The following is a 25,137-nucleotide window of genomic DNA, read 5'->3' as shown; positions in this document are numbered from 1 at the left end:
CTGATGAAACACTTACAAAAGTACTCGCTTTTAATTCATAGAAGCACAATAATACTCGCCGCCAGTGCTGAACGTTATTCTGACTTTATCACCGAGCACAGTTGTAAACCTATTTATGGAGAAATTTTAATGCGACTAATAAAAATAATAAGCCTGCCCTTACTGCTAGCCTTTGCTGGAAACCTAGCTGCTGAAACTGACAAAACATCTTCTGACTCTGCTACTAAAGCTAAACAAGCCAACAGAATGACCTGTGAAGAGTTTCTGGCTCTTGATGAGGTTTATAGACCCAAAGTTATTTACTGGACTGCTGGAAAGGTAAAAAAAGGTAACACTGAAGACATCAATGTTCTAATCAGTGGCACTGAAAAACTGGTTCCAGAAATCATTGAAGAATGCAAAAAGAATCCTAAAGAATCTTTTTGGCAACGGGTTAAATCACATTTCTAATGAGCTCCCTCACTACCATTAAGTTAAAGGCAGTGCCCCTCTCCCTGAGGGGCAGAAGGGATAATTCCGTCACCCTGCAATCCAAATTACGAGCTGATTGAGCGGTTGTCTTAACATAACTGTCGCCATTAAGGCACAAAGAACAGAATACCTATTAAAATAATAACTAAATCCCGGATTAACAGGATAAACCGGTTCGAGCCCCGCAACCCAGTTTCTTAAAGCTAGACAGACGGGGAAGTAAAGCAAGGCAACAATTTCACTAAAGATCCTTGCTTCCATAAAACGCCCTATCAACAGCAAGCCCAAGAAATAGCATAGAACGACATAACGTAAAGGCCTATATCGTTCGGGAATGTAGTCAAAGAACGCGAACCACAATAGGGATAATCCTGCAAAACAGAAACTAAACAAAAGAATATTTTGGTCATTCAACAACCAAATCAGGTTATCAGCAAAATGCGTGCTCAAACCTCCCTGCAGATACCATTCCATCAATTGTCCCTGTACACCTGACAAAAACTCTAAGACCAGCAACCGCGCAAATAAATAGGCCAATATCGCCAGAAACATGGGCTTAAGTATCATTTTACGATTCTGCCAATGGAGGGCAGGGATTATGAACACCAGCAAAATACTAGACTCACGATTTAGGGTCGCCAAAAAGACCCAGGGAATAAAGTAACCCCATTCCTTGCGCAAGCAAAATAAAAATCCCAGGACTATAAAGAATAAGGAGGCCGTATCACTTGGCGAATAGACTGCCGCTGCTCCCTGGCTTTGAAAACGATAATTCACAACAGTGATCAGAGGTAAGAGAAGAATACTTAACCAACTGAACAGTTGTGCTTGTCGCGGGCTAAACTCTTCTTGTAACAATCTTCGCAGTGCGAAATAAAACAAAGTGACAAAGAGCCATTCCATCAGAAAGAATAACTCTCCAGATTTCAGGGGAAGCAGCATTGATAACAAACGAGCCAAACCCGGAACCAGAAGGCGTTGTGCATAGGGCAGGCGCACTGAAAAATTCATTAAGCCATCGAGAGATAATTCACTATAAAGGCCAGTAAGTTCGATATGAAGAAAGGTATAACCAAGAAGCAAGGCAAAGGTTATAAAACTGCATTTATATCGGAAAATATCACTATTCATATAATGAATTGCTTCATGTTCAAGATTTATCGAGGCTAACCGATATTAGAGATCAAATGCAAGAATCGCTTTTGCAGCCAAATTCTTGCATGGAACCTGGTAATAGGCCACCCCCATCCAGTCATCCTGAGCGTAGCCAAGGATCTCCCGAATGTGGCAGAGTGCTAGTCCCGGAGATCCTTCGCTACGCTCAGGATGACGGGCTATGTTTGGGTGACGAGGGTGGCCTATTACGAAATCTGGAGAACATAATGAAAGACCGAGCTAAATTTAACGTTGGCGAATTGGTAATTCATATTGGCCAAGGCTATCGCGCTGTTATTATTGATGTTGATCCCCTGTTTCAAGCATCCGGCCGCTATAACCCCCAAGCTTACAAACGTGAATTCGCAACACGCAACCCTTGGTACCGCCTGCTCGTTGATGGCTCTAGCCAAATGACTTATGTTGAAGAGTGTTTGCTAAAGCATGATCCAAGTCAGCTCGCCATCGATAACCCTATTGTGAAGGAATATTTGCACGAACAGCGAGGTGGTTATTGCCCTAATACTCACCGCCACTAATCAAGTATGACGCAACATAAAGACTAAAAAGGCAATAAAGCCTATTAAAAGAATTCCTAAGAATCCCATGGTAGAGAAACTTTTGGAGAGATTTTCACGACTGAATTGTTCGGGGCGCCCTTTTATATTGCGATACAAAACCCAAATAATAAGGCCGGCTGCGACTAATCCTAGAATCTGATATAAGGTTTCCATCTTTAGATCTCCTTTCCTTCAAAACTAAATGCGTCTGAAAATAGTTGTGCCTGTGATAGGCCTTGAGCGATTAGAACATCCCTTATGGCATAAACCATGTCAAAGGGACCACTAATCACAAATTGCCAACGACTAAGATCCTGCTGATGTTGCTCAAGAACTAAGGACGCCAAGGTATCTTTTGAACTATTCGGTAACAATGAAAAATAGCGAAAATGGGTAACATGTGTCTGCCAATGCGTTACCATTTCATTCATATAGAGATCGCTTTGTGAGCGCGCACCCCAGAACAATTCGAAAGGGCGCTTATCACCTGTAGCCAGCAATTGCTCGATCATCGCTTTAATAGGTGCGAAGCCAGTACCACCGGCAATAAATAATATAGGCTTCTCCGGATCTAATTGATCCAAATGGCAATCACCAAGGGGTAAGTTAATTTTCAAAATACCTTGCTGTTTAATTTCTGCCATCAACCGCAGGTTAGACTCATTATCCGGGGTATGCCGTATGTGTAGCTCGTATTTATGAGCGCCTAGGGGGGCGTTTGCTATTGAATAGCTTAGTGCTTCATTAGCAGAAAGGATATCCAGATATTGACCTGCCTGGTATTCAATATACTGCTCAGGCTTAAGGACAAGTCGCAAAATACTATCTGTTAAGGGGTTAATACTCTCTACTTGTGCAAGCACAATCTTTTTATTCATAAATCCAACCCAAGTTGCGACCAATAATTATCAACTCGCTGTAGAATTTCACTATCCATAGTAATTGCTCTTCCCCATTCCCGCTGAGTTTCGCCAGCCCATTTAGTTGTCGCATCCATCCCCATTTTTGAGCCTAGGCCCGAAATGGGTGAAGCAAAATCGAGATAATCAATCGGGGTATTATCCATCATAACCGTATCACGCAAGGGATCCATACGCGTTGTAATTGCCCAAATTACATCCTGCCAGTTACGTGCATCAATATCATCGTCACAGACAATCACGAATTTGGTATACATAAATTGACGTAAATAAGACCAGACAGCCATCATGATCCTTTTGGCATGCCCTGGGTATTGCTTCTTAATTGTTACTACAGCCAAGCGATAAGAACATCCCTCTGGCGGCAGGTAAAAATCAACGATTTCGGGAAATTGCTTTTGTAATAAAGGAATGAAAACCTCATTTAAAGCCAAACCTAAAATTGCCGGCTCATCAGGAGGACGGCCTGTGTAGGTGCTATGATAAAGCGCTTGATTACGATGAGTCAGACGCTCGACTGTAAATACTGGGAAGGATTGCACCTCATTATAATAGCCGGTGTGATCGCCATAAGGCCCCTCAGGTGCTTCTTCGCCGGGTTCAATATAACCTTCTAAAATAATTTCAGCACTGGCAGGAACCGATAAATCGCTACCTAAACAGCGAGTTAACTGGGTGCGTTGTCCTCTTAATAATCCGGCAAAAGCATACTCTGAAAGCGTATCGGGAATGGGGGTTACAGCAGCTAATAGTGTTGCTGGATCGGCACCCAAAGTCACTACAACAGGAAAGCGTTCGCCGGGATAAGCCTGTTGCCAGGCCTGATAATCCAAGGCACCACCACGATGTGAGAGCCAACGCATAATTACTTTGTTTTTACCCAGCAATTGCTGACGATATATGCCCATATTTTCACGAGGCTGATGCGGACCTTTTGTGGTCACCAAACCCCAGGTAATTAGTGGCGCTACATCACCTGGCCAGCAGGTTTGAATGGGCAAACGGGTTAAATCTACCTCATCTTTTTCCCAAACATTCTCTTGGCATGGTGCTGAGCTAACATATTTGGGCGCCATATTAAGCGCTTGCTTTAACAGAGGCAGCTTGGCAACTGCATCTTTAAACCCTCTAGGAGGCTCAGGTTCTTTAAGAGCTGCCAAAAGTTTTCCAACCTCGCGTAAGGCAGAGATAGATTCCTCACCCATCCCAAGCGCTACGCGCTCAACTGTACCAAACAGGTTTGTTAAAACAGGCATGGTACTTTCTTTAGGATTAGTGAAAAGTAAAGCTGGCCCGCCAGCTCGCAAAACACGATCGCTAACAGAGGTCATCTCAAGATTTGTAGAAACAGGATAACTAACCCGTTTTAGTAAGCCACGGGCTTCTAATTGAGCAATAAAATCACGAAGATCGGCATATTTCATGAGTAATTGATTCAGAAAAATTTGTTGCTGGTTAAGGCATTAGCAGCACCTTAACGAAAATCCCTATTCTGCGTTGAATGATTTGCAGGTCAGGCCGAGGCCCAACCTAGACTGTAGGCAAGCTACAGGATTTCAAATTCATTTAAATCATTCAAGGCATTAAAACTAGTGCTTACTCCTGGCGTTTCATTGCGTCGAAGAACTCGGCATTAGTTTTATGGTTTTTCATGCGCTCAATTAAGAATTCAATCGCATCGCATTCGTCCATTGGCTGCAGGATTTTGCGTAAAATCCAAGTACGGTGCAATTCTTCCGGACTTAAGAGTAGGTCTTCACGACGAGTACCAGAGCGATTGATATTGATTGCAGGGAAGACGCGTCGCTCAGAAATATTACGTGACAAGTGGATTTCCATGTTACCGGTTCCCTTGAACTCTTCATAAATAACTTCGTCCATCTTAGAACCAGTATCAACGAGAGCAGTTGCGATAATCGTTAAGCTGCCTCCCTCCTCAATATTACGCGCAGCACCATAAAGCCGCTTGGGTCTTTGCAGAGCATTAGCATCGACACCCCCAGTCAATACCTTACCTGAAGAAGGAACAACTGTGTTATAGGCGCGAGCCAGACGAGTAATCGAGTCTAACAAGACAACCACATCACGCTTATGCTCAACCAAGCGTTTCGCCTTTTCAATGACCATTTCTGCAACTTGAACATGGCGGTTTGCAGGCTCGTCGAAAGTAGAAGCAACCACTTCCCCTTTCACTGAACGCTGCATCTCCGTTACCTCTTCAGGCCGCTCATCAATCAATAAGACGATCAGATAACATTCGGGGTAGTTTTTCTCGATAGAATGAGCAAGATTCTGCAGCATCAAAGTCTTACCAGCCTTCGGCGGAGATACGATAAGACCACGTTGGCCGCGTCCGAATGGAGCACATAAATCGACAACTCGAGCCGTTAAATCTTCTGTACTACCATTGCCTTGTTCCATAACCAGACGCTCGGTAGCAAATAGAGGAGTGAGGTTTTCGAACAAAATCTTGCGTTTAGCACTTTCAGGGGAGTCATAGTTGATTTGATCAACCTTCAATAAGGCAAAATAACGCTCATTATCTTTGGGTGGGCGAATTTTACCAGTAATTGTATCGCCTGTACGTAAACCAAACCGCCTGATTTGGCTTGGTGAAACATAAATATCATCAGGCCCTGCCTGGTAAGAGCCATCTTCAGAACGCAAGAAACCGAAACCGTCAGTTAGTACTTCTAGAACACCGCCACCAAGGATATCTTCTCCTTTGTGCGAATGGGCTTTTAGAATGGCAAATAGAATATCTTGCTTGCGCATGCGGGCAGTATTTTCCGCCCCCATTTCCTGTGCAATATTAACAAGATCAGCAATGGGCAATTTCTTGAGTTCACTAAGATTCATACTTCTCACTTGATGTATTGGTTAAATGATATGGTTTTCCGAGGTAATTTAATTTGAAAGGACAGTCCGGGAAAGCCGCTGTCCATAGCAATTTCTCTATGCTCACTTAAAATTCACTACCTAATCCTTATTAGCACAACTGCTCATCGTACATTTTTATTCGATAATTGACAGCTGTAAAAACAAAACGGGGTAATTTGAAGCTGCAGTCTCTGAGAAAATGACTACACATTGAGACAACAGCCTAACATAGCTTTTTAGCGAGATCCACTAATTTTTATCTTTCCACCTCATAGAGAAGCGAAAAATATTAGAATTTTACGTGCCGGCGCCCGAAAGTCCGGACACGTAAAATAGCTTTTCAAACAGGTAATATTAAGTATTAGACTCAATAAAAGCACTCAATTGAGACTTAGAAAGCAATCCCATTTTTACTGCTTCGACCTGACCATTCTTGAAAAGAATTAGAGTAGGAATACTCATTACACCGTATTTGGAGGGGGTCTCAGGATTTTCATCAATATTGATTTTAGCGAAGGTAATGCTCTCACTATGATTTGCCGCGACCTCTTCTAGAATTGGAGTTAAAGCTCGGCATGGTCCACACCACTCAGCCCAGAAATCAACAAGAACTGGCTTACCTGAATTTAATACGTCCTGCTCAAAATTCGAATCGGTTATCACCTTTATATTTGCACTCATGAAAAAAACCTCTTGATTAAATTAATTGTGACCTGAGAAACATTATAGATCACCACATACAGCTTGCAACACACTCAGTGCCGCAATTGCCGCTGTTTCCGTGCGTAACACTCGTGGGCCAAGGTTTAAGGGATTAAAACCTGCAGCAAAAACCTGTTCAAGCTCTTCCTTAGAAAAACCGCCTTCTGGACCAATTAGCAAGCTAAGCTCAGCTTGCCCGAAATTATAATCACGCCAGGTTTTTGATTCTCTTGGATCTAAAACAAAGTGGAGTCCTGGATCATTCTTCTGTAAAAACTCATCCAATACAAGCGGCTTTTTGACTTGCGGGACCTGGTTACGGCCTGATTGTTCACAAGCAGCGATTACTATTGCCTGCCACTGCGCAAGCTTTTTGTCCATTCGCTCCGGATCCAATTTCACAACTGAGCGAGCTGTTATTATCGGGCTAATACTAGTAACACCAAGCTCAACTGCTTTTTGCATTACCAGCTCCATGCGTTCACCTTTTGAAATAGCCTGTGCTAGATGAATAACTCTTGACGACTCACGGCTAACCTCGCGTGCAGCATCAATTCTGACCATCACCTTTTTTTTATGCACAGAGACAAGGCAGGTATCAAACTCACGATTATCACCACAAAATAAGGTTATTTTATCACCTGGCTGCATACGCAAAACAACACCAACATGTTGGCCAGCTTCGGGAGTTAACTCTAGGGTTTGGCCAGGGCTGAAAGAGCCGGCCTGATAAATACGAATTTCTCTCATATTTACTCGCAAAAATTATAATTTTACTATACCTCGAAAAATCTTGGTGCTATGTTAGCGTTTTTATTTTATTGGGGATAAGCAAGATGACAGAAACGCGTATCGAATCGGACAGTATGGGTGAAATTGAGGTTCCAGCAGACCGTTACTGGGGTGCCCAAACAGAGCGCTCGCTACACCATTTCAATATTGGCAGAGACATTATGCCTCGCGAAGTAACTCATGCTTTCGGTATCCTAAAAAAAGCTGCGGCCTTAACTAATGTTGAATTAGGCAAACTTCCTCAAGATAAGGCTGATTTGATTATTAAAGCCGCGGAGGAAGTAAGCGCAGGGAAGTTGGATGACCATTTTCCCCTTCATGTCTGGCAAACTGGTAGTGGTACACAATCCAACATGAATGCTAACGAGGTAATCTCTAACCGCGCTATTGAAATGGCAGGGGGGACTCAGGGCAGCAAAACCCCTATTCATCCAAACGATCATGTGAATATGTCCCAATCATCAAACGATACCTTTCCGACAGCAATGCATATAGCAACTGCGATTGCTTTTCAGGAAAAATTATTGCCTGCGGTTCAGAATCTAAGAGAAGCTTTTGTTAAAAAAGTACATGCCTTCAAAGATATTGTGAAAATTGGCCGCACACATCTACAAGACGCGGTTCCTCTTACTCTGGGACAAGAATTTTCCGGTTATGTCGCCCAATTGGATGCTTGTATTCATCGTATAAAAGAAGTGATGCCTGAGTTATATGAATTGGCCTTAGGGGGCACAGCAGTCGGTACAGGTTTAAATACCCATCCACAGTTTGCAGCAAAAGCAGCAACTCAAATCGCAGCAATTACAAAGCTGCCCTTTGTTTCCGCACCCAATAAGTTCTCAGCCCTAGCCTCTCATGAGCCCTTGGTCATGGCTCATAGCGTTCTCAAAACACTGGCCTGCGCCCTCATGAAGATAGCTAATGATGTCCGCTGGCTTGGCTCTGGCCCACGTTGCGGTATTGGTGAGCTGATTTTGCCTGAAAACGAACCCGGCTCTTCAATTATGCCTGGCAAAGTAAATCCCACACAAAGCGAGGCGATGACCATGGTTTGCGCGCAAGTGATAGGGAACGACACCACCGTAGCTATCTCTGCAAGCCAGGGTAATTTCGAGTTAAATGTATTTAAACCGGTTATTATTTTTAATGTCCTGCACTCACTAAATTTACTTGCTGATTCCTGCCATTCTTTCCAAGAGTTCTGTGTTGAAGGACTCGAAGCGAACCGCACAGTGATTGACTATTATGTACAACACTCATTGATGCTGGTCACCGCCTTAAACCAACATATTGGTTATGATAAGGCAGCTAAAATTGCAAAGACGGCCCACCATGAAAATATTTCTTTACAAGAAGCGGCTGTAAAATTGGGCTTTTTGACCGCTGAGCAATTTAAAGAGTATGTAAGACCGGAAGAGATGGTTAATCCTAAGTAATCAATCTAGAGCCTCTTTTAAAGAGGCTCATAAACAGGTTGTTAACAAGTCAGCCTTATTTGAAAAAATCCAAGGTATTCCACGATTTAACTCTCTGTACAAGACTGCTTTAGAATTAACGATACCAACGCCAACAATTTTATTTGCCAATCTCAGTTGTTTAACCCGTTTATCAGTAATTAATAGATAGTGTCCTAGCACACCGCCGTAGTTTTTTTCTAGCGCAAGTTTACAGAATTGGCCCACATTATTAAGGGTGGGGACGAGTAACATTTCCTCCGGGGAAAAGAGGCTAAGAGAGGCAAATAGAGGCTCCTCCAAACTTAGTAAATGATAATCTTTACCAGCTACTAAGGTAGACAACGTCTCTTTTAAAGCGGTTTCAGCCTGAAAAGGTGCTTTCAACTCAACGAAAAGATGCATACGCTTCCCATATTTTGCAACGACTTCCGCAAGACTGGGTATTTGCGGCGCTAATTGGCGCAAGGTTTTAAAATCCAGTTCCCTTATACTTTGTTCTTTTCCCCAGAGCCGTCTCAAATTAGGGTCATGATTGACCACTAAAACACCATCCGCTGTTTCATGGATATCAAACTCAATTCCCCAACATCCCAAGGCAAGAGCGCGGGCAAAAGCGCTATCTGTATTTTCGATTAGACCGCTCTTATTATCATGAGCTCCACGATGAGCAATAAGACAGGCGTTGCTCCTACTTGTTTTATCAGATTGTCTACGTGGTAAAGAAGCAAAAAAGCTATCGACTATTTTTTCTAGTATTTTTAACGACATGGTATCTCTGATTATTAAAAGCCCGATGGTGCATCTTCGCAAAAACCCGGCCTATTGCAAATCTTAATAAGCCCTTGAATTAAAAATCTTTACACTTTCTTATGAAAAAACTGTGCAGAAAATACCAGCCTCTTAATACTTTGCTAACATTTGACAAGTAAAATAACTGTAATCATTTTGACCAAATCGACCTGTTTATGGCGAACTTATCTTGGTGGATCTATTATGCAAAGAAAAACTGAAGCAAGAGCAAATTATTTATTTAGACTACGTGAAACAATGGATCGCTTCCCAAAGAATGACAGAACCATGGATCAGTTAAGCATAGTAGATGACCTAATTAGTCAGTATGAACATACTCAAGATAGCGCAATACAAAAGAAGCTAATTAATCTCGGGCGTATTGCAGGTAAAGAGTACCAATTAGCTCTATTCGATTTAATGATTAGTAGTTTTAAAGGGATGATAGGAGACGAAGCCCCTTCAGAATCAGAGTCATCGGAGAACACATCCGGAGCAAAATTGTTTTTTAGTAAACTCTTTGGAGGTATTGAAGATACCTTATCCAAAATTGCGGACAACTTCTCCCCGGAAACAAGTTTTAAAGAAGATGCCACCGCATTTATTGCAAGGCTTGAACAAGCAAAAGCCAAACTCTTAATAAGCGAGCCTAATCAAGCACATAAATTAGATGGTATTAATAACCTTATTGATGTTTATACAAAAATACATGAAGAAAAATACGGTCCTCTACATCAAGCAACAGTGTCAGCTTCTGTGGTCGACGATACAAAATCTAAGGCGAATACAAAATCTAAGGCGAATACAAAACGTAAGAAAATAAAAATAACAGGAACAGCAGAAATTACGGCACCAGATAATCTAGAAAGGCAGACAGAACTTAAAAGCCAAGCTCATAAATTAGCTGAGGTGATTAAAGCTCATCATAAAATAGTCAGAGATGCAATGGCTCGCCATAGTCAAAATATCTCCCGTTTAACACCGCTATTAGAAAGAGATCCCCTGATTAATGAGCAACTTGAGCTGCTTAAAAATATTGCAGATATAGACCTACCCCGTTTAATACAACTCAAAGAGCAAACCATTGAAGAGACATGGTTCTTGATAAATGCATCTGGGACCTCTATGAGTAAAGAACAGGAGGAGCGCAGATTAGAACTACGCAGAAAATATAGTGGGCGGACTTTAGAAGAGTTATACGAAATACTAATCAAGCAACGTGAAGTATATATCGAACAACTCACCTACCTAACTCAAAAAATAGATGAGTCTACCCACTTAGTTTCCGCTAGAATTGAGGAAATCGATGCACTAAGGAGTCCCGTTATCAACAACGCTGGAAGCTCCCATTCAAAGTCTAGTAGTGCAAGCGATAGTGGTATCGAGCAAACAGAACCCAAAGAGACTCTTAGTAGTTCATCGGCTATATCTGATCTTAGGGCTCAATTAAATAGTTTATCTGAGTTTTATGATTTAAAAGTGGCGGCACTCCAGAGAGTCATCGAAGTTTTTGAGACTAATAAGAAAAGCAAGCCCTACGTGGAACATGAGCCTCGAGTGCAAGAGTTGCTGAAGGAATATAACCGCTTATTGCTAGTAAAAGATGAAGTCATTCGCAAAAGAGAGCAGATAGTCGAGGAATATACCGGCAAAAACGCTCACCTTATACCTAAATTCGCCTTAGAAAAAGACCGAATTCAAAAACAAATCGATTGCACCAAGGAAGCATTTGAATCTTTAGGTGCGGTAAATATAGAGTTAGCCGGCCTAATAGCAGATAGGCTCAATCCTACTTTGCAAACCGCTGAGGAAGAAAGACTTTATGACGCCAGCTTGGCACGCAGTCATATAAATCTTTCAATTAAACCACTTGAAGAGTTGGTAACTAATGCCAAGAAGCCCGAATTACAGAGGACGGTCTCTGTTGCTGGTAAGCCTGAACTGCAGATTTATGTGCAATTTGACGAGCTGGCAATCAATACAGCTATTGAAGTTGCCCGTGGAAAAATAGAGACATTAACGGCTCTAACCACTGCAGAAGTAGCAAGAACCTCATTAGCGACTCAGAAAAACCTTGATGAGCTTGCTAGAGCATTAAGTCAGAAAATAACCAACGCGCAAGCCTTTTTGACTAGAAAAGATAGTTTGATAAAACGGCTCGAACAATTAGCAGCTCAACGAAATGTGGAACCACTTTCTATGATATGTGGTAATGATATTAGTGATCTTCAACAGATATGTAATACCTTGCCATATCTGGCTAAAGACTATCATTCAAAATCAAAGAGAGTTTTAGATGGAATTTTGGATGATGCTGACTCGGCAATAAAAGCAATTGAAGAGCGCCACAAAAGTTTGAACGACACTTATATTCAAAGAAGTAATTCGGCTGCAGTAGGCCTTATAGACGGTTTAACTCAAGCAACTCGGCTTATTCAAGACACCCCATGGGCCGCAACCTTATTAAGAGACTTAAATAATATTAAATCAGACTATTTAGCGTTGGATATTGAACCCAGTGAGTTAGTAACTCGAGTTACAGGCAGGTTAGAGCAACATGTTACCGCAGATAATTTAGCACAATTGACTAACAACGCTCAGGACGCATCAACAGCTGGAAATTTCCTTCGCGCCTTGGTTGAAGGGCTCCATGCAATTTGGAATTTCATTACACAACAAGAAAAGCCGCGATATAGCCCACAACTCTTTGCCTCACCAGTAGAAGAAGATTACGCAGCCGCGATACGTCAAGCGAGTACAAGCCTAAGTGCAGTACAAACTGTTGTACAAAACGCTGTGCAAACAGTAGTACCAGCTCCACAGGAAATCCAAGTATTTTAGAGCCCTATTTGCCTGGTAGTCATAACTGCCAGGCTTTAGGTAACAACAATAAATTCACTCATCGGAACAATAATTATTGACAGCCGAACAATTCTTAAGTAATTTACCGCCCTATGCCGAGGTGGTGGAATTGGTAGACACGCTAGCTTCAGGTGCTAGTGGGGGTAACCCCGTGGAGGTTCGAGTCCTCTTCTCGGTACCATTGAGAACTATTAAAACGATTCTCAATGATTCATAAATACTCGTAATTTATTGATTATTCCCACTGTTTTTCTTCTCAAATCACTTACATTAAGCCAAGTAACTAGCCTGAAAAACAGCTTGATTCACATAAACATTGCCTGTGTGCAGCCCAAAGCTAGTAGGATAATTGTAGTTATTAAACACAATACTACCATTACCTAGAGAAGAATGGCCTAACCCAGAAAATCGATAACCTGCCCCCATGCGCAGATGCGCGCTGACATTAACATCAAGACCCAGACCCAAACTATAACTGAAGGCAGTTTTCCTGTGATTAGCAAATCTTGGTGCTAAATTGATGCTCTCTAGCTCTTGTGTTTTTTGACTAAACTGGCGTGAATCATTAGATGATGCTCCTATGCCTACAGATAGATAGGGATGGAAGACTTGATGTGTCGTCGCTAAGATTTTAGCTACAGCCAGGAGTTGTTGAGATTGGAGAGTATAATCATAGCGATATAAGGTTGAGGTTTCCGGCTCAACTCCTGCGGTATTTGAACCAGACAGATGATTTTTTCCGAAGTAGGTGTATTCAATGCCGGCTTGAAATAGCAGTGAAGGATTGATTGTCAATTGGTTAAATTCCTCGCCTAAAAACACGCCAACCAACTCAGTATTTTTGTTGTTTCGCTTTCCGTTATAGGCAAAAACTTCATCATCCGTGCCCAAATAGGTTTGTGAACGGCCTGAATGATTTATGCTGGCATAACCACCAAATAAAGAAATAACGTGTTGATAGCTTCCAGGCGATGAAATAGCTTCCATAGTTCCAGCGATAGCATTTGAAGTAAATAGAACAAAATTTGCTATACAGAAAAGAAGTTTGCTGAGACTTGGCATATGTATATATCTCCCTGCCCTACTATTACTGTCCGTCATTCTGAACGCCCAGCCCCATTGGGGCAAACATCGATAAAGACCTCGTCATCCCGAACATAGCGAGGGATCTCCGGGATTAGCACTGTGCTACACATCAGGAGATGTCTCTCTGCGTTCGGCATGACGTACGTCTTTGGGAGGATCTCCTGAACGAGTCACAGTGCTAATCCTGGAGATTCCCAGGATGACGAGACTAATCTATTACTAGTTGGCAACCAGATTATCAGTGGTAGAAAACCAAAACAAGCAAGCAGTGCAAGATCCATTATTCGCGCGGGGATCTGTGCGCAAGCACAGGTCTCGAAGCGTCACACTGTGCAAGGCTTCGAGACGGCCTAAAGGCCTCCTCAGCCCGAACAGCTTTGATGAAACGTCCTTAACCCACTACTCAGCCCCCAAATGGTTCTACCGAAGATCTGCAAAAGCCTGGCCATAGCGAATATTGGTACCGGCTTTCAGTCCCTCATGCCAGCTAATCTCTTGACCCTTTGCAAATAGCAATACTACCGTAGAACCCAATTTAAAATAGCCCATTTCATCGCCTTGTTTGATAGATGCCTCTGCTTCACTCAAGGTTGCAAAATCGAAGTATTGCTTTTGTTCAGAGCGTTGAATATCCCCCTGCCAACGTGTACCAATTGCGCCAACGATAGTAGCGCCAACCAAAACCATTGCCATTAGGCCGGCATTCGTATTAAAAAAGCAGACTAAGCGCTCATTGCGTGCAAAAAGATGAGGAATTACACGAGCAGTTGTTGGTTGTACAGAAAACAATTTGCCGGGCACATAGATCATCTCTTTAAGCTGGGCATCGATGGGCATATGAATGCGATGATAATCCTTTGGCGAAAGATAGAGTGTGGCAAAACGACCCTCCGTAAATTGCTGGCTTACAGCGGCATCGCAAGCCAGTAATTCGGCGACGGTATAGTAACGTCCCTTGGCTTGTAAAATTTGACCTTCTTTTATACTGCCCAGCTCGGAGATAATACCATCCACTGGCGATACAATATCAGCCTTCGCCAAAGGCCTGCACTCTGGTTTTAAATGGCGGATAAAAAACTCATTGAAACAACTATAGTTGTCAGGGTTTTCTTCAGCAGCCTCAGCCATATTCACCTGGTAGCGCTGAATAAAAAAGCGAATTAAGGCATTTTTAATAGCAGGGCGCTGCACATCCGACAAAAATCCAGCAAGCTGCGTTAAACCTTGCTTGGGGAGTAAATACTGCGGTGCAGTTTTTAAATAATCTTTGAACATAGGTCTAATGAAAAATAAATGGATGCAAATCATACCTTGAAAATGCAGGTGTTGCTATTTCCCCCAGAACCATATCACTTTATACAGTGCAAGATTCATGGTCTCTTGATCGTTTTAATCCAGCTATAGGCTTCTGCTCAAAGGTTCTTGGTTTGGCATAGACCTCCAAACTCGAGAGGATAGGGCAGGGAGGAACGGGACTAATTTCTGCATTAAGCACAATTTGACTACTGGCATCCTTTGGTATGTTGCTATCTGCAAGGATCTCCGTCTTCATTAAGGCTAAAATTTTTTCAAATAAGATGGTGTTTAGGGAGTTTGTTTCTAATCCACCCTCAGCAAAAATAAAGGCAAGCACTTTTTCATTGCTAAGCCCTCTTTCGTCATCTAAATAACCACGCACCTTAGGACCTCTTACCTTGCCACTGAACCAGTTAAAGGAAAAAGGCTCATAAAGTTTTAAAGCGTCCTCAACTAGGATTTTAAAGTCCTTACGCGGTAAATTTGAGATCCAGCTATACATCCTATTATTAAAATGCTCCATATTAATCTTGGCATAGACATGTGCAAAGCGCTCATTACCCAGCACAAACTCTCTAGCTTTCTGGGTATATAAAAGCTTATCTAGCTGTTCACGCATACAAGCACTACGAACAGAAAGCAGATTGACATCCACTTGATTCGTATCCTGTAACATCTGCGGAATTAGGGTTGCAATCAATTGAGTATTTAATGAGGTATTCGCACATCCTCCTGTACTTAAAATTGCTGCCAAGCGATTAGCGCCACTGGGCTCTGTTGTTGACTTTAAATATTCTCTAACTTGCGTACCACGCGAGCGCTTAGCTGTAAAATTATAAGGACTTGCCTCATAACAGTCTTTAATGATAGTTCGAATATAGTCATCGAGAACGCCAGACTCCAAGCTGTCTGCCCAGTCAAATAAGGCGTTCAAACAGCTTATTACAACATTCTTATCAGTATGTTTGCGCTTATACAAAGCGACGAAATCATGTTGCATATCGGCGTGTAGCTTTTGGTCTTTTGAACGTAAGTGACGCTCAAAATTGAGCCCGCCAGTCAACTGTTGTAAGTCTTGGGCAATCTTGGTGAACTCACGAGCCCAGACACTAGACCCTTCATTTCCCAGAGCGCGATAGAGATTGGACTCACACTCTTGAAGAATTCTCTCTACATCAGCAATAAAGCTACAATTATTTTCAGGGGTCAGCTGCTCGTCTTTCAATTTAAAATAAAGATCAGAACGCCTATGCAGATCAGCTATAAATTTTTCCAGGATAATAAGCCCACGCCGCTGCTCATTGTTAGGCTCACAATCTGTCGTTTTTGATTCGCTAATTCCATCTGGATCCCCTAATAACATCCAGGCTTCAGTAATTTCACCCTCATTCTTGGGCATTTGCAACACTGATTGAGCCAAGGAAATGGGTCTATCACTTCTTAAAGTATTGGCTAAATCATTGGCTAATAATTTTGCATCATCCAAAATAGCACCCAACATGGGGGCATGGGCATCACGCCAAAACTTATGATAACGCTGTTTCATTTTGGCTTTATTAAATCGTCCTTCCGGAGCAACAAAATTAGCACCCGGAATCAGCTTTGCGGCATTTTCCTCCGGCTTAAGAATCCGCTCTTTATTCTTATTCCAATTTTCTTCCATCTTTGCTGACTGCATATCGACCCAATCACTAATTTTCTTAAAAGCAGAGGGCTTATTACGTAGAAAACTGGCAAAGCTAGTTACAGGAACTCCAAAACTATTTGACTCACAGCCCATGTATAGCACTACTGTAGAACGTAGCTCATCATACTCCCGTTGAAATACCGCCATCATATGGTCAACAAAGGACTTGCCATTGGCCTCTTTGTTAAACAACTGAGGGTACTGGGCTTCTAGCGCTTCGCGCTTAGAGGTTTCAAGCGATTGGTAATCAAGCGTCATATCACCAAAATACTCTTGCAGACGTGCGCGTAGTACCTCTGGATCAAAGGTGAGTAACTCCTTTAATAAAGCACTAAACATTTGCTCTTGAAAAGAGACCGGCCCATCGTTGGTTTCTAAGGCAGGATTTGCTGCTAAAGACTTAAAAGACTCTGCGGCAAGATGATGTTTATAGTAGTTAAAATTTCCGGGTCTGGTATTCGCAGGCCAATGTGTCCTGCCTTCGATATTGGGAAAATTATCCAAATCTGAGGCTCTTAACCCCATGGCTTTTTGCGGAATGGGTTTAAGAATGCCATCGATATAACGGCCCCCTTTCAAGATGTGGGTAATATTATAAAGGAGCATATCCCAGTCAATGAGTCCAGCAAGGCTAAAATTACCGGGGTGGCGATCGTCACATTTGCGATACCAGGAGGCAATTAGCAACTCAGCAGCATTTTCTTGCAGGAGAGTTTCTACAGAAGGACAAACCTGTTCTTTTTCTTGGACATCTACTGGCACCGTACTACCAGAGCTCAATAAGGGCTTATAGCCTGGAACAGCTATTGATATTGTACCGACGATATTCTTTCCTGAATCATCAAATACAAGCCTATCCTCAGCAGCCCTATCGCCAAGAGATAAGCGCATAGCAATACCTGCTGCTACAGAGTATTTAGCTAATAAGGGAGGATAATCAGCAGCAAGCGGTTTATAGAATCCCGTTTTAAGTTGGCCATCGGCATCGGTAAATTCGACTTGGAGTACTTCGTGCCCTGATGGGGGTACTGTTTCTCCCGTGGTTTTGACTTTAAACTGGCCATAGCGTAGCGCCTTCATTGGCAAAGACATGGCTCTTTCCTTAATCTCTATCCCTATAGATTATCCATATTAAGCAAAAAACGCTCAGTTGTTCAATAGTATTTTTAAAGACTATTATGTATTCGCATAAAATAACTTGCAAAAGCAATGGTCATATTGGGTTATTTTACCTTAACTAGAAGGCTTAATACTGAACAATCTGGTAATAGGTCATCCCCTCCTTGTCTCAGCACTACGTCATCCTGAGCACAGCGAAGGATCTCCTGAATGTGACACTGTGCTAATCCCGGAGATCCTTCGCTGTGCTCAGGATGACGCTGCGTTAGAGTGACAGGACTGACCTATTGCCAACACTTGTGTAGATACTTATGGGTCAAGCCACGGGAATTCAATATTGGAGCGGGGCTAATCTATTACACAATCTGCAAAGCAGGACAACTAAGCTGACAGGGAGGGGAGAACAGGACGTAGGCTGGGCTGTTAAGCCCAACCGAGGTTCGCAATGAAAGAGCTAACCAACCTCATCGGGTTGGTGTTGTATTAATAATCTCTGTAACCTCATTCAAGGTTTGTTTATTAATCGCATTATAGCTTTCCTCTGACGCAGGTCTCGCGAAAAACAGTACATCACCGGTCTTTTCATAATGCTGGTAAAAACTAGCTCCCGCCGCTCCTAAGGTAAGAACGGTTAGTACGCCCATTACCAGGTTAGCGATAATCATCTTTGCAGTACGCAGCCAAGGATGACTCTCAATTGGCAGAATAGGCTCTATATGTGCATCTGCATCCTTAATACCTTGCTCCAACTGGGCCACCAAGGTCTGTTTTGTTGTCGACGCTTCTGCATTCAGAGCACTATATATAGTTTGATACAGGGTCTTCCGATAGTCTTTTTCAGGTCCTGCCTCAAGAAGATCATATTTTGTTTTATGCTCTACGAGCAAACGGCTTCTTATTTCCCCGCTCTCCGCTTCAATTTTTGCAACAGTATTGAAAAAGTATCTGCTTTTTTCATTATCTTTAAGCGCAAACTCAATAACATCATCATCAAAATCAAGTTCTCGCAGACGATTAACAATTATTAAAGATTCATCTAAACGGTAAGCAAGATTTCTAAGTTTTTGATTTTTATAGAAGGCTGCAATTCCATCAGAAACCGAAACTGTTCGCTCCTCTATAATACCTTCACTTAACATCTGCACCAATTCAGGTTGGTTAGCGACAGGAATCTTAGACAGGAGCAAACGGAAATCATGTCCTTGCTCATCATCTTGCATTGCTAACTCATAGCCCTCTCTTTGCTTTGGTCCAATTTCATTGAGATCATTTAAGGCGGCTAAGATTTCCTTACTTTCAGGCTCTTCTAAATCTAGTAAAGGCTGAACTGGCAAATTATGTTGCGCAACACCCAGAATTGCCCTAGTCAATTTGCGATTTGTTAACAAGCGCTCAAAGGCTAGCTCCTCTGGGTCATCATCATTGTCTAAATACACTTCAATTAGCGCATTGACTGCTTCCGTAGTTATTTCCTCATTGACCGCTATCTTCGCATCCAAGCTCGCAAACCCCTTGAGTATTTGCTCACCAAGGGTTGCGAGACGGCCTACGTGGGCTAATAAATCAACCTTCCGTTCTTTAGCCATAATATCAACTAAAGCTAGGGCTCTTGCTGCTTCATGAGCATGCACTCTACTATTCATTAGGAGCTGCTCTTGAGGAATCTCTAGTTCTGAGGCTCTTGTACAGAGGGTTATTTGTCCCTTAAGAAAGGCCTCTAATTTTTTGATAAGAGCGAACTCTTTCTTCATTTCCAAAGGTTCTTCACCTTCAGCCAGTTTTTTCTCTGCCACTATCCTGGCGTCGGCTAATACTTTTTGCATCTCCTCAAGATCGCCGTCATCACCATAAAATTTCAGAAGCCCCAGCAATACTGCTTTCAGGTAGGCATCGATTGTGCTGTCGTCTTTGTTTTCTTTAGCTAAGTCCGCAATTGCCAAAGTTGTTTGACGGAGAAGAGGGGTTAAATTGCTAAACTCATACTTAATACCTAAGCCCGACAAAAAGCTAGCCGAACGATGCAGAGTAGGATCAAAGGCAAGTTCCTTTAACTCTTCCTCACTCAAACCTTGTTTGTGTTGCTCAACAACTAAAGCGGCCAACCTAGGATAAGTCTTGCATGACTCCCTGAACTGAAAATATTCATCAGCTTTAAGTTGTCTTTGCGCAAATAAAATTAAACAAGCATCTCGCTCGTTACTATCTTTGATAGCACGGATCTCTTTGAAAACAGCGAGTTTAGAGCCATTCCGCAGCAAATTCAGACCTAAATTATACTTATTGAGAGAATTAATAATGAAAACCAAATCAGGATCCATTACCAACCCTTGTAACTCAATCAGGCTAAAGCCTATATCAGCTAAACTATAAGCAGCCTTGAATTGTTCAACACTAGAGCAAAAGCCGAGTTGAGCTAAAAGCTCCTCCCCTGCGCCATTTTTATACTTTTCTCCAAGCTCTGCAAGAAGGTTAGCTGGTAGAGGCACTTTCCGCCAAGCAGCAGCCTTTTTATATTTTGGCAGGATTTCTGAGAAGTCCCGTTTAGCCTGCTGCAAATACCTAAGCCCGCCATCATCTTTCACTGGGCTTGTCAAATGATCCGCCAAGTCTGTTGGTTCAAAAACTTCTTGCAAGCCAGGTGAAAGAGTGTCAGCCAATTTTAGAAGCGTTTCAAGTGAAGTTGTTGGTGAATTTAAAAGATACTTACAGGCGAAGAGATAGTGATAATTATCTTTTGGAAATTCCCATTTCAAATCAGCCAAAACAGCTAATTTACCCCAAATCGCCTCTTCTTCTATGCCACTAAGTTGCTGCACAAAATCCAGGTGCTGGTTTCCAGCAGAAATCTTTGTTAAAAATTGCACTCCCTTCCATTTTAAGTCGTTTGCCAGACAATCGACCAAAAACTCATGCTCACAACGACCTAATAAGCTTTGGAGATTTTGCTCAAGTTTTTCGTCAGCAGCAAAAAGCTCTTGCCTGTGATTTAAATTCCATTTATCGAGGAAGATTATTGTCCCTAAGCGGCGCTTATTCGTGTAGTCATCTTCTTGAAGAGGATATTGGCTAATTAATCGAGACAAGGGGCTATTTGGATCCAAACAGTTCAGCATCTGTCTTACTGCAAGCTTTAAAGCCGGCCTGAAGCTTCGCAGTAAAGCATATATTGGGTTCGCTAAAATATCATCTAAGCGATTATCAAAGGCATCAAGTAAGTCTACATTATCCTCAAAGCCATTCGTTGTTGAGACATATTGTGTGAATAGGTCAATCTTATTTGCGGCTAAATTTAACCTGTTATTCGCCCCTAAAATGCTGCGAACAAAACGCTCCAACCGTGGGGAGCCAATAGAATTAAGGAAAGCATCTTTGGCTGATGATACCTTTTCTATTTTACAGGTTGTCTTCCCAGATACCGGCACTGGTTCAGGCTCAAAGGAGGTCAGTATTTCTATTTGAGTTTCGTCCGGCGCTTTATTGGCATTTTTCGTATGGGCAATAAACCATTGAGTTGGATCATCTTGACGGTAATAAATTAATAGCCCTCTTGGGTTACCTTCTTCATCAATATAAGCAAAATTAGTAGTTGATATTTTGTGCGCTACAGCTTGAAGAGGATCGCCTAATTCCAATTCTTCTTTTTTAAAAAATGAGCGCGGGACTCCGTTTTTAGCAAATAAAAACATCAGGTTACCGGCAAACATATTGCCCTGGGCATACTGACTCGGCGGACTTTGCTCTGGATCAGACCAAATTTTCAGATGTTCATCATGTTGCTGACTCGTACCAAAAAACAGGGTTCGTGCAATATCTTTATTGACTTGGGCTTGCGTAGTCCCCGAAGCCATGAGCCACTGGCATCCAAAACGCTCAAATACTTGTTTAGCAGTACCTTGAATATGAAAGGGCATAATAATACTCTCTACAAACTACTTTGGGCTATTATACCTTATTATTTTGCTACAAAGTGAAAAATTTTAGCAAAGATTGTGCTAAAAGTTGTCTTAGCCTGGTATTAGGGGGATAGCAGTGAAATTTAATATTATTGGAGGGGGGCGCCTAGGTAAGACAATTGCTCAAACCTTGCATGGCCTAGACGGGGTAAATTTAGCGGCCATCTGTTCTGAAAAATACCTTAACGCAGAAATGGCTATAGCGCAAATTGGTTCGGGGATCGCCGTAGCTGATTTAAACAAACTTCCCTTTGCCGATTTAACCTTTATCACAACCCCCGATGATCGAATCGCTCAACTAGCTCAATATTTAGCGCAGGAAAAAATCATTGCCCCGCAAACTATTGTCGCCCACTGTAGTGGCGTTCTGCCCTCTACAATTTTAACGCCTTTGAAAGAACTTGGTTGCCAAATTGCCTCCATTCACCCACTCAAGGCATTTCGGTGGGGCAATCCCGATAAGGCTGCATTTCGTGGTTGTGATTGTGTCATTGAGGGTGATGAAGGAGCAGTAGAGAAAATCACCTCTCTTTTTAAACGATTAGAAGCAAGGGTTATCCCTATAAAGGCCGAGAGCAAAACGCTTTATCACGCAGCAGCAGTAATTGCATCGAATTATTTGCTAACCTTGGCTGCAGCAGCGATTGAATTGTTTGATAATGCAGGAATACCTGAGGATATCGCAAAACAAATGGTAGTCAATCTAATGACTAGCAGTCTGGGTAATATTCAGCAAACTGCTAATTTACCTGAGGCGCTTACTGGCCCTTTGCAGCGCGGCGATCTAAACACGCTTAAAATGCATCTGAACGCACTTCCCCGAGGAGAGATCAAGGATTTATATTGCAGTGCTGGATTAGCAACTCTGCCATTAACAACCTTGTCTAATGAGCAGAAATTGCAGGTACAGGCTTTACTGGGGGATTAAAGCTCGTAATAGGTCAGCCCCTACTCCAGTATCGAATTCCCGCGGCTTGACCGCGGGACCCAATGGTTAGAAGCGCTTCACCCTGAGTCGATAGCTCCCGCGGTCAAGCCGCGGAAATTCGGGATGGGGGGGTGACCTATTACTTAAAGCCCGGGATATTCACTCTACTTAGCACTAGACCCCGCTGAAACCTGCAAGGCCGTAACATTCTGTAATCCCCTAGGCAAGCGATTACCACGGCGCCCTCGCTCACCTAGATAATGATTCAAATCAGCTGCTTTCAAAGTAAAATGGCGTTTTCCTGCATGTACAGTTAATGAGTCATCATGAGCTAATACTTGGATATCAATGACGAACTCTTCACGTTGTTCCGCCTTTGCTGTAGGAATATTTACTATCTTGTTCCCTTTGCCCCTGGAAAGTTCTGGCAATTCTGCTACTGGGAAAATAAGTAGTCGACCAGCACTGGTAACCGCGGCAATTAATTGAGACTCCTTGTCACTAATCAACCGCGGGGGGAGAACCACACTATTTTTGGATAATTTAATGCAGGCTTTACCGTTACGGTTTTTCACATACAATTCTTCCACCCTGGTTATAAAACCATAACCAGCATCACTCGCTAGCAGAACCCAATCATTTGCATCACCTGAAATGAGCGCTTGAAATGACATACCATCAGCAGGATTTAATTTTCCAGTTAGCGGCTCGCCCTGTCCTCGCGCGGAAGGTAGCACATGGCCTGGCAAGGCATAGACCTTTCCTTCACTATCGAAAAACACAACCTGTTGGTTGCTTCTGGCATTGGTTTGGGCCTTAAATTCATCACCAGCTTTATAACTTAGTTCACGACCATCAATGTCATAGCCTTTGGCAGCACGAATCCAACCTTTTTGTGATAACACAACCGTGATTGGCTCATTCGGTAAGATGTCTTCTTCCTTCAGCGCTTGCGAATCTTGGCGCTCCATTAGTGGTGAGCGGCGCACATCACCATATTGATCTCTATCAGCCTTAATTTCATCTTTAATTAAGCTCTTTAAGCGTCTTTCGCTAGCCAGGATAGCCTGCAATGAATCGCGTTCTTTGCATAGTTCATCTAATTCGCCACGTAGCTTTATTTCTTCTAATTTGGCTAGATGACGCAATTTCATTTCAAGGATTGCTTCAGCCTGCCTTTCACTCAGCTGAAAGCGCTCCATTAATCCTAGCTTTGGATTGTCATGCTCGCGGATAATAGCAATCACCTCATCGATATTTAGATAAGCGGTGATCAAACCTTCTAATACATGAATGCGATCCAAAACCTTATCCAAGCGGTGCTGCAACCGTCTTTTTACTGTTGTTGTACGATAGGTTAGCCATTCTTGTAACAGGGTTAACAGGCCTTTCACCCGCGGCTTGCCATCCAGGCCAATCATATTGAAATTGACGCGGTAACTACGTTCAAGATCCGTCGTAGCAAAGAGGTGTGACATCAAGCCATCAACATCCACCCGATTCGATTTGGGTACGATAACAATCCGCGTGGGATGCTCGTGATCAGATTCATCGCGCAAATCTTCTATCATAGGTAGCTTTTTCTGCTGCATCTGGGCGGCAATCTGTTCGATCACCTTTGCACCTGATACCTGATAAGGAAGGGCGGTAATCACAATATCGTGCTTTTCCTCACGATAGATTGCGCGCATCTTCACTGAGCCATTACCCGTCTCGTACATCGCCTGAATCGCTGATGCGGGAGTGATTATCTCCGCTTCTGTAGGAAAATCCGGTCCTTTTATATAGGTACAAATCTCTGCCAAATCTGCCTTTGGATTATCAAGCAAATGAATACAGGCATTTGCTACTTCGGTTAGGTTATGAGGCAAAATATCCGATGACATGCCCACAGCAATTCCTGTCGCTCCATTAAGCAATACATTGGGTAGTCTGGCTGGAAGCAGAGAGGGTTCTTGCAAAGTACCATCAAAATTATCAACCCACTCAACAGTTCCTTGCTGCAACTCGGATAATAGAATCTCTGCATAGTGCGACAGGCGGGCTTCTGTATAACGCATAGCAGCAAAAGACTTAGGATCATCGGCTGACCCCCAGTTTCCTTGTCCATCAACAAAGGGATAACGATAGGAAAAGGGCTGCGCCATTAGCACCATTGCTTCATAGCAAGCTGAATCGCCATGCGGATGGAATTTACCTAAGACATCCCCTACGGTACGTGCAGATTTTTTATGCTTAGCAGTTGCTTTCAACCCCAATTCAGACATGGCATAGACAATACGCCTTTGTACAGGTTTCAGTCCATCAGCAATATGGGGAAGGGCTCTATCGAGAATGACATACATTGAATAATCAAGGTATGCCTTTTCGGTAAATTCAGTCAGAGGTTTACGTTCTATGGCATCATTCATAACACTATTTTTCTGGCTTGTATTTGCAGATAAACTTCATCCTAGTGCAAATAGGGTTAATAGGGCAAA

General features: G+C 42.6%; 18 protein-coding genes and 1 tRNA gene. 6 read left to right on the top strand and 13 right to left on the bottom strand.

The genetic code is table 11. The features are described 5' to 3' along the window. Positions 1 to 3 precede the first annotated feature (3 nt). Entirely contained in the window at positions 4 to 450 is a 447-nt protein-coding gene (locus BN1094_RS19120; RefSeq protein WP_218054595.1) for an HdeA/HdeB family chaperone, read from the top strand. A 69-nt stretch (positions 451 to 519) separates the two neighbouring features. Here BN1094_RS19120 and BN1094_RS02315 read toward each other — a convergent pair whose 3' ends face one another. Then, complete coding sequence (locus BN1094_RS02315) at positions 520 to 1,602, bottom strand: hypothetical protein (RefSeq protein WP_043872794.1); 1,083 nt, start codon at positions 1,600 to 1,602, stop codon at positions 520 to 522. 251 nt (positions 1,603 to 1,853) lie between these two features. On the opposite strand from BN1094_RS02315, the gene hspQ reads away from it, so the two are divergent. Beyond that, positions 1,854 to 2,165 (top strand): heat shock protein HspQ, encoded by a 312-nt coding sequence (gene hspQ, locus BN1094_RS02310; RefSeq protein ID WP_043873661.1) that lies wholly within the window; start codon positions 1,854 to 1,856, stop codon positions 2,163 to 2,165. On the opposite strand, the gene BN1094_RS02305 is transcribed toward hspQ, so the two are convergent. The 6 genes from BN1094_RS02305 to BN1094_RS02280 all read right to left on the bottom strand — a co-directional run bounded on the left by BN1094_RS02305 (position 2,166) and on the right by BN1094_RS02280 (position 7,438). Beyond that, on the bottom strand, positions 2,166 to 2,360 hold the full coding sequence (locus BN1094_RS02305; RefSeq protein WP_043872793.1) for a hypothetical protein: 195 nt from the start codon (positions 2,358 to 2,360) through the stop codon (positions 2,166 to 2,168). A 2-nt stretch (positions 2,361 to 2,362) separates the two neighbouring features. Further along, positions 2,363 to 3,064 carry an NAD(P)H-flavin reductase gene (locus BN1094_RS02300; RefSeq protein ID WP_043872792.1) on the bottom strand — a complete coding sequence of 234 codons (702 nt, stop codon included), beginning with the start codon at positions 3,062 to 3,064 and terminating at the stop codon, positions 2,363 to 2,365. Beyond that, complete coding sequence (gene ubiD / locus BN1094_RS02295; RefSeq protein WP_043872791.1) at positions 3,061 to 4,530, bottom strand: 4-hydroxy-3-polyprenylbenzoate decarboxylase; 1,470 nt, start codon at positions 4,528 to 4,530, stop codon at positions 3,061 to 3,063. Before ubiD ends, BN1094_RS02300 begins: the two co-directional genes overlap by 4 nt. Positions 4,531 to 4,702: 172 nt before the next feature. Continuing rightward, a complete protein-coding gene (gene rho / locus BN1094_RS02290; protein WP_043872790.1) occupies positions 4,703 to 5,965 on the bottom strand; it encodes a transcription termination factor Rho in 1,263 nt (420 codons plus the stop codon). Between the two features lie 375 nt (positions 5,966 to 6,340). Continuing rightward, entirely contained in the window at positions 6,341 to 6,667 is a 327-nt protein-coding gene (gene trxA / locus BN1094_RS02285; protein ID WP_043872789.1) for a thioredoxin, read from the bottom strand. Positions 6,668 to 6,709: 42 nt separating this feature from the next. Then, entirely contained in the window at positions 6,710 to 7,438 is a 729-nt protein-coding gene (locus tag BN1094_RS02280) for a 16S rRNA (uracil(1498)-N(3))-methyltransferase (protein ID WP_043872788.1), read from the bottom strand. A gap of 86 nt (positions 7,439 to 7,524) precedes the next feature. Between BN1094_RS02280 and fumC the strand changes: the two genes are divergently transcribed. Continuing rightward, positions 7,525 to 8,916 (top strand): class II fumarate hydratase, encoded by a 1,392-nt coding sequence (fumC, locus tag BN1094_RS02275; RefSeq protein ID WP_043872787.1) that lies wholly within the window; start codon positions 7,525 to 7,527, stop codon positions 8,914 to 8,916. 27 nt (positions 8,917 to 8,943) lie between these two features. Here the strand turns inward: fumC and BN1094_RS02270 are convergent, their stop codons facing one another. After that, positions 8,944 to 9,705 (bottom strand): glycerophosphodiester phosphodiesterase, encoded by a 762-nt coding sequence (locus tag BN1094_RS02270; RefSeq protein ID WP_043872786.1) that lies wholly within the window; start codon positions 9,703 to 9,705, stop codon positions 8,944 to 8,946. Between the two features lie 225 nt (positions 9,706 to 9,930). Here BN1094_RS02270 and BN1094_RS02265 point away from each other — a divergent pair, with 225 nt between their 5' ends. Next, positions 9,931 to 12,567, top strand: coding sequence for a hypothetical protein (locus BN1094_RS02265; protein ID WP_043872785.1), 2,637 nt, complete (start codon positions 9,931 to 9,933; stop codon positions 12,565 to 12,567). Positions 12,568 to 12,682: 115 nt separating this feature from the next. After that, a tRNA-Leu gene (locus BN1094_RS02260) sits at positions 12,683 to 12,769 on the top strand. A gap of 89 nt (positions 12,770 to 12,858) precedes the next feature. Here the strand turns inward: BN1094_RS02260 and BN1094_RS02255 are convergent. From BN1094_RS02255 to BN1094_RS02240, 4 genes are all read right to left on the bottom strand, one after another. Then, positions 12,859 to 13,650 carry an outer membrane protein gene (locus tag BN1094_RS02255; protein WP_052403083.1) on the bottom strand — a complete coding sequence of 264 codons (792 nt, stop codon included), beginning with the start codon at positions 13,648 to 13,650 and terminating at the stop codon, positions 12,859 to 12,861. Positions 13,651 to 14,094: 444 nt separating this feature from the next. Further along, positions 14,095 to 14,949, bottom strand: coding sequence for an archaetidylserine decarboxylase (gene asd, locus BN1094_RS02250; protein ID WP_043872783.1), 855 nt, complete (start codon positions 14,947 to 14,949; stop codon positions 14,095 to 14,097). Between the two features lie 79 nt (positions 14,950 to 15,028). Beyond that, complete coding sequence (locus tag BN1094_RS02245; protein WP_043872782.1) at positions 15,029 to 17,749, bottom strand: hypothetical protein; 2,721 nt, start codon at positions 17,747 to 17,749, stop codon at positions 15,029 to 15,031. Positions 17,750 to 18,240: 491 nt separating this feature from the next. Further along, the gene (locus BN1094_RS02240) at positions 18,241 to 21,687 is read right to left on the bottom strand and encodes a hypothetical protein (RefSeq protein ID WP_043872781.1); all 3,447 of its coding nucleotides are present in this window, start codon (positions 21,685 to 21,687) and stop codon (positions 18,241 to 18,243) included. Between the two features lie 103 nt (positions 21,688 to 21,790). On the opposite strand from BN1094_RS02240, the gene BN1094_RS02235 reads away from it, so the two are divergent. Further along, a complete protein-coding gene (locus BN1094_RS02235; RefSeq protein ID WP_425411905.1) occupies positions 21,791 to 22,657 on the top strand; it encodes a Rossmann-like and DUF2520 domain-containing protein in 867 nt (288 codons plus the stop codon). A 164-nt stretch (positions 22,658 to 22,821) separates the two neighbouring features. Here BN1094_RS02235 and parC read toward each other — a convergent pair whose 3' ends face one another. After that, entirely contained in the window at positions 22,822 to 25,068 is a 2,247-nt protein-coding gene (gene parC / locus BN1094_RS02230) for a DNA topoisomerase IV subunit A (RefSeq protein ID WP_043872779.1), read from the bottom strand. Positions 25,069 to 25,137 lie beyond the last annotated feature (69 nt).

This window comes from Legionella massiliensis (assembly GCF_000756815.1).
Taxonomy (GTDB): domain Bacteria; phylum Pseudomonadota; class Gammaproteobacteria; order Legionellales; family Legionellaceae; genus Tatlockia; species Tatlockia massiliensis.
Note: the sequence above shows the minus strand (reverse complement) of the source record. Positions and strands in the feature narration are given on the sequence as shown.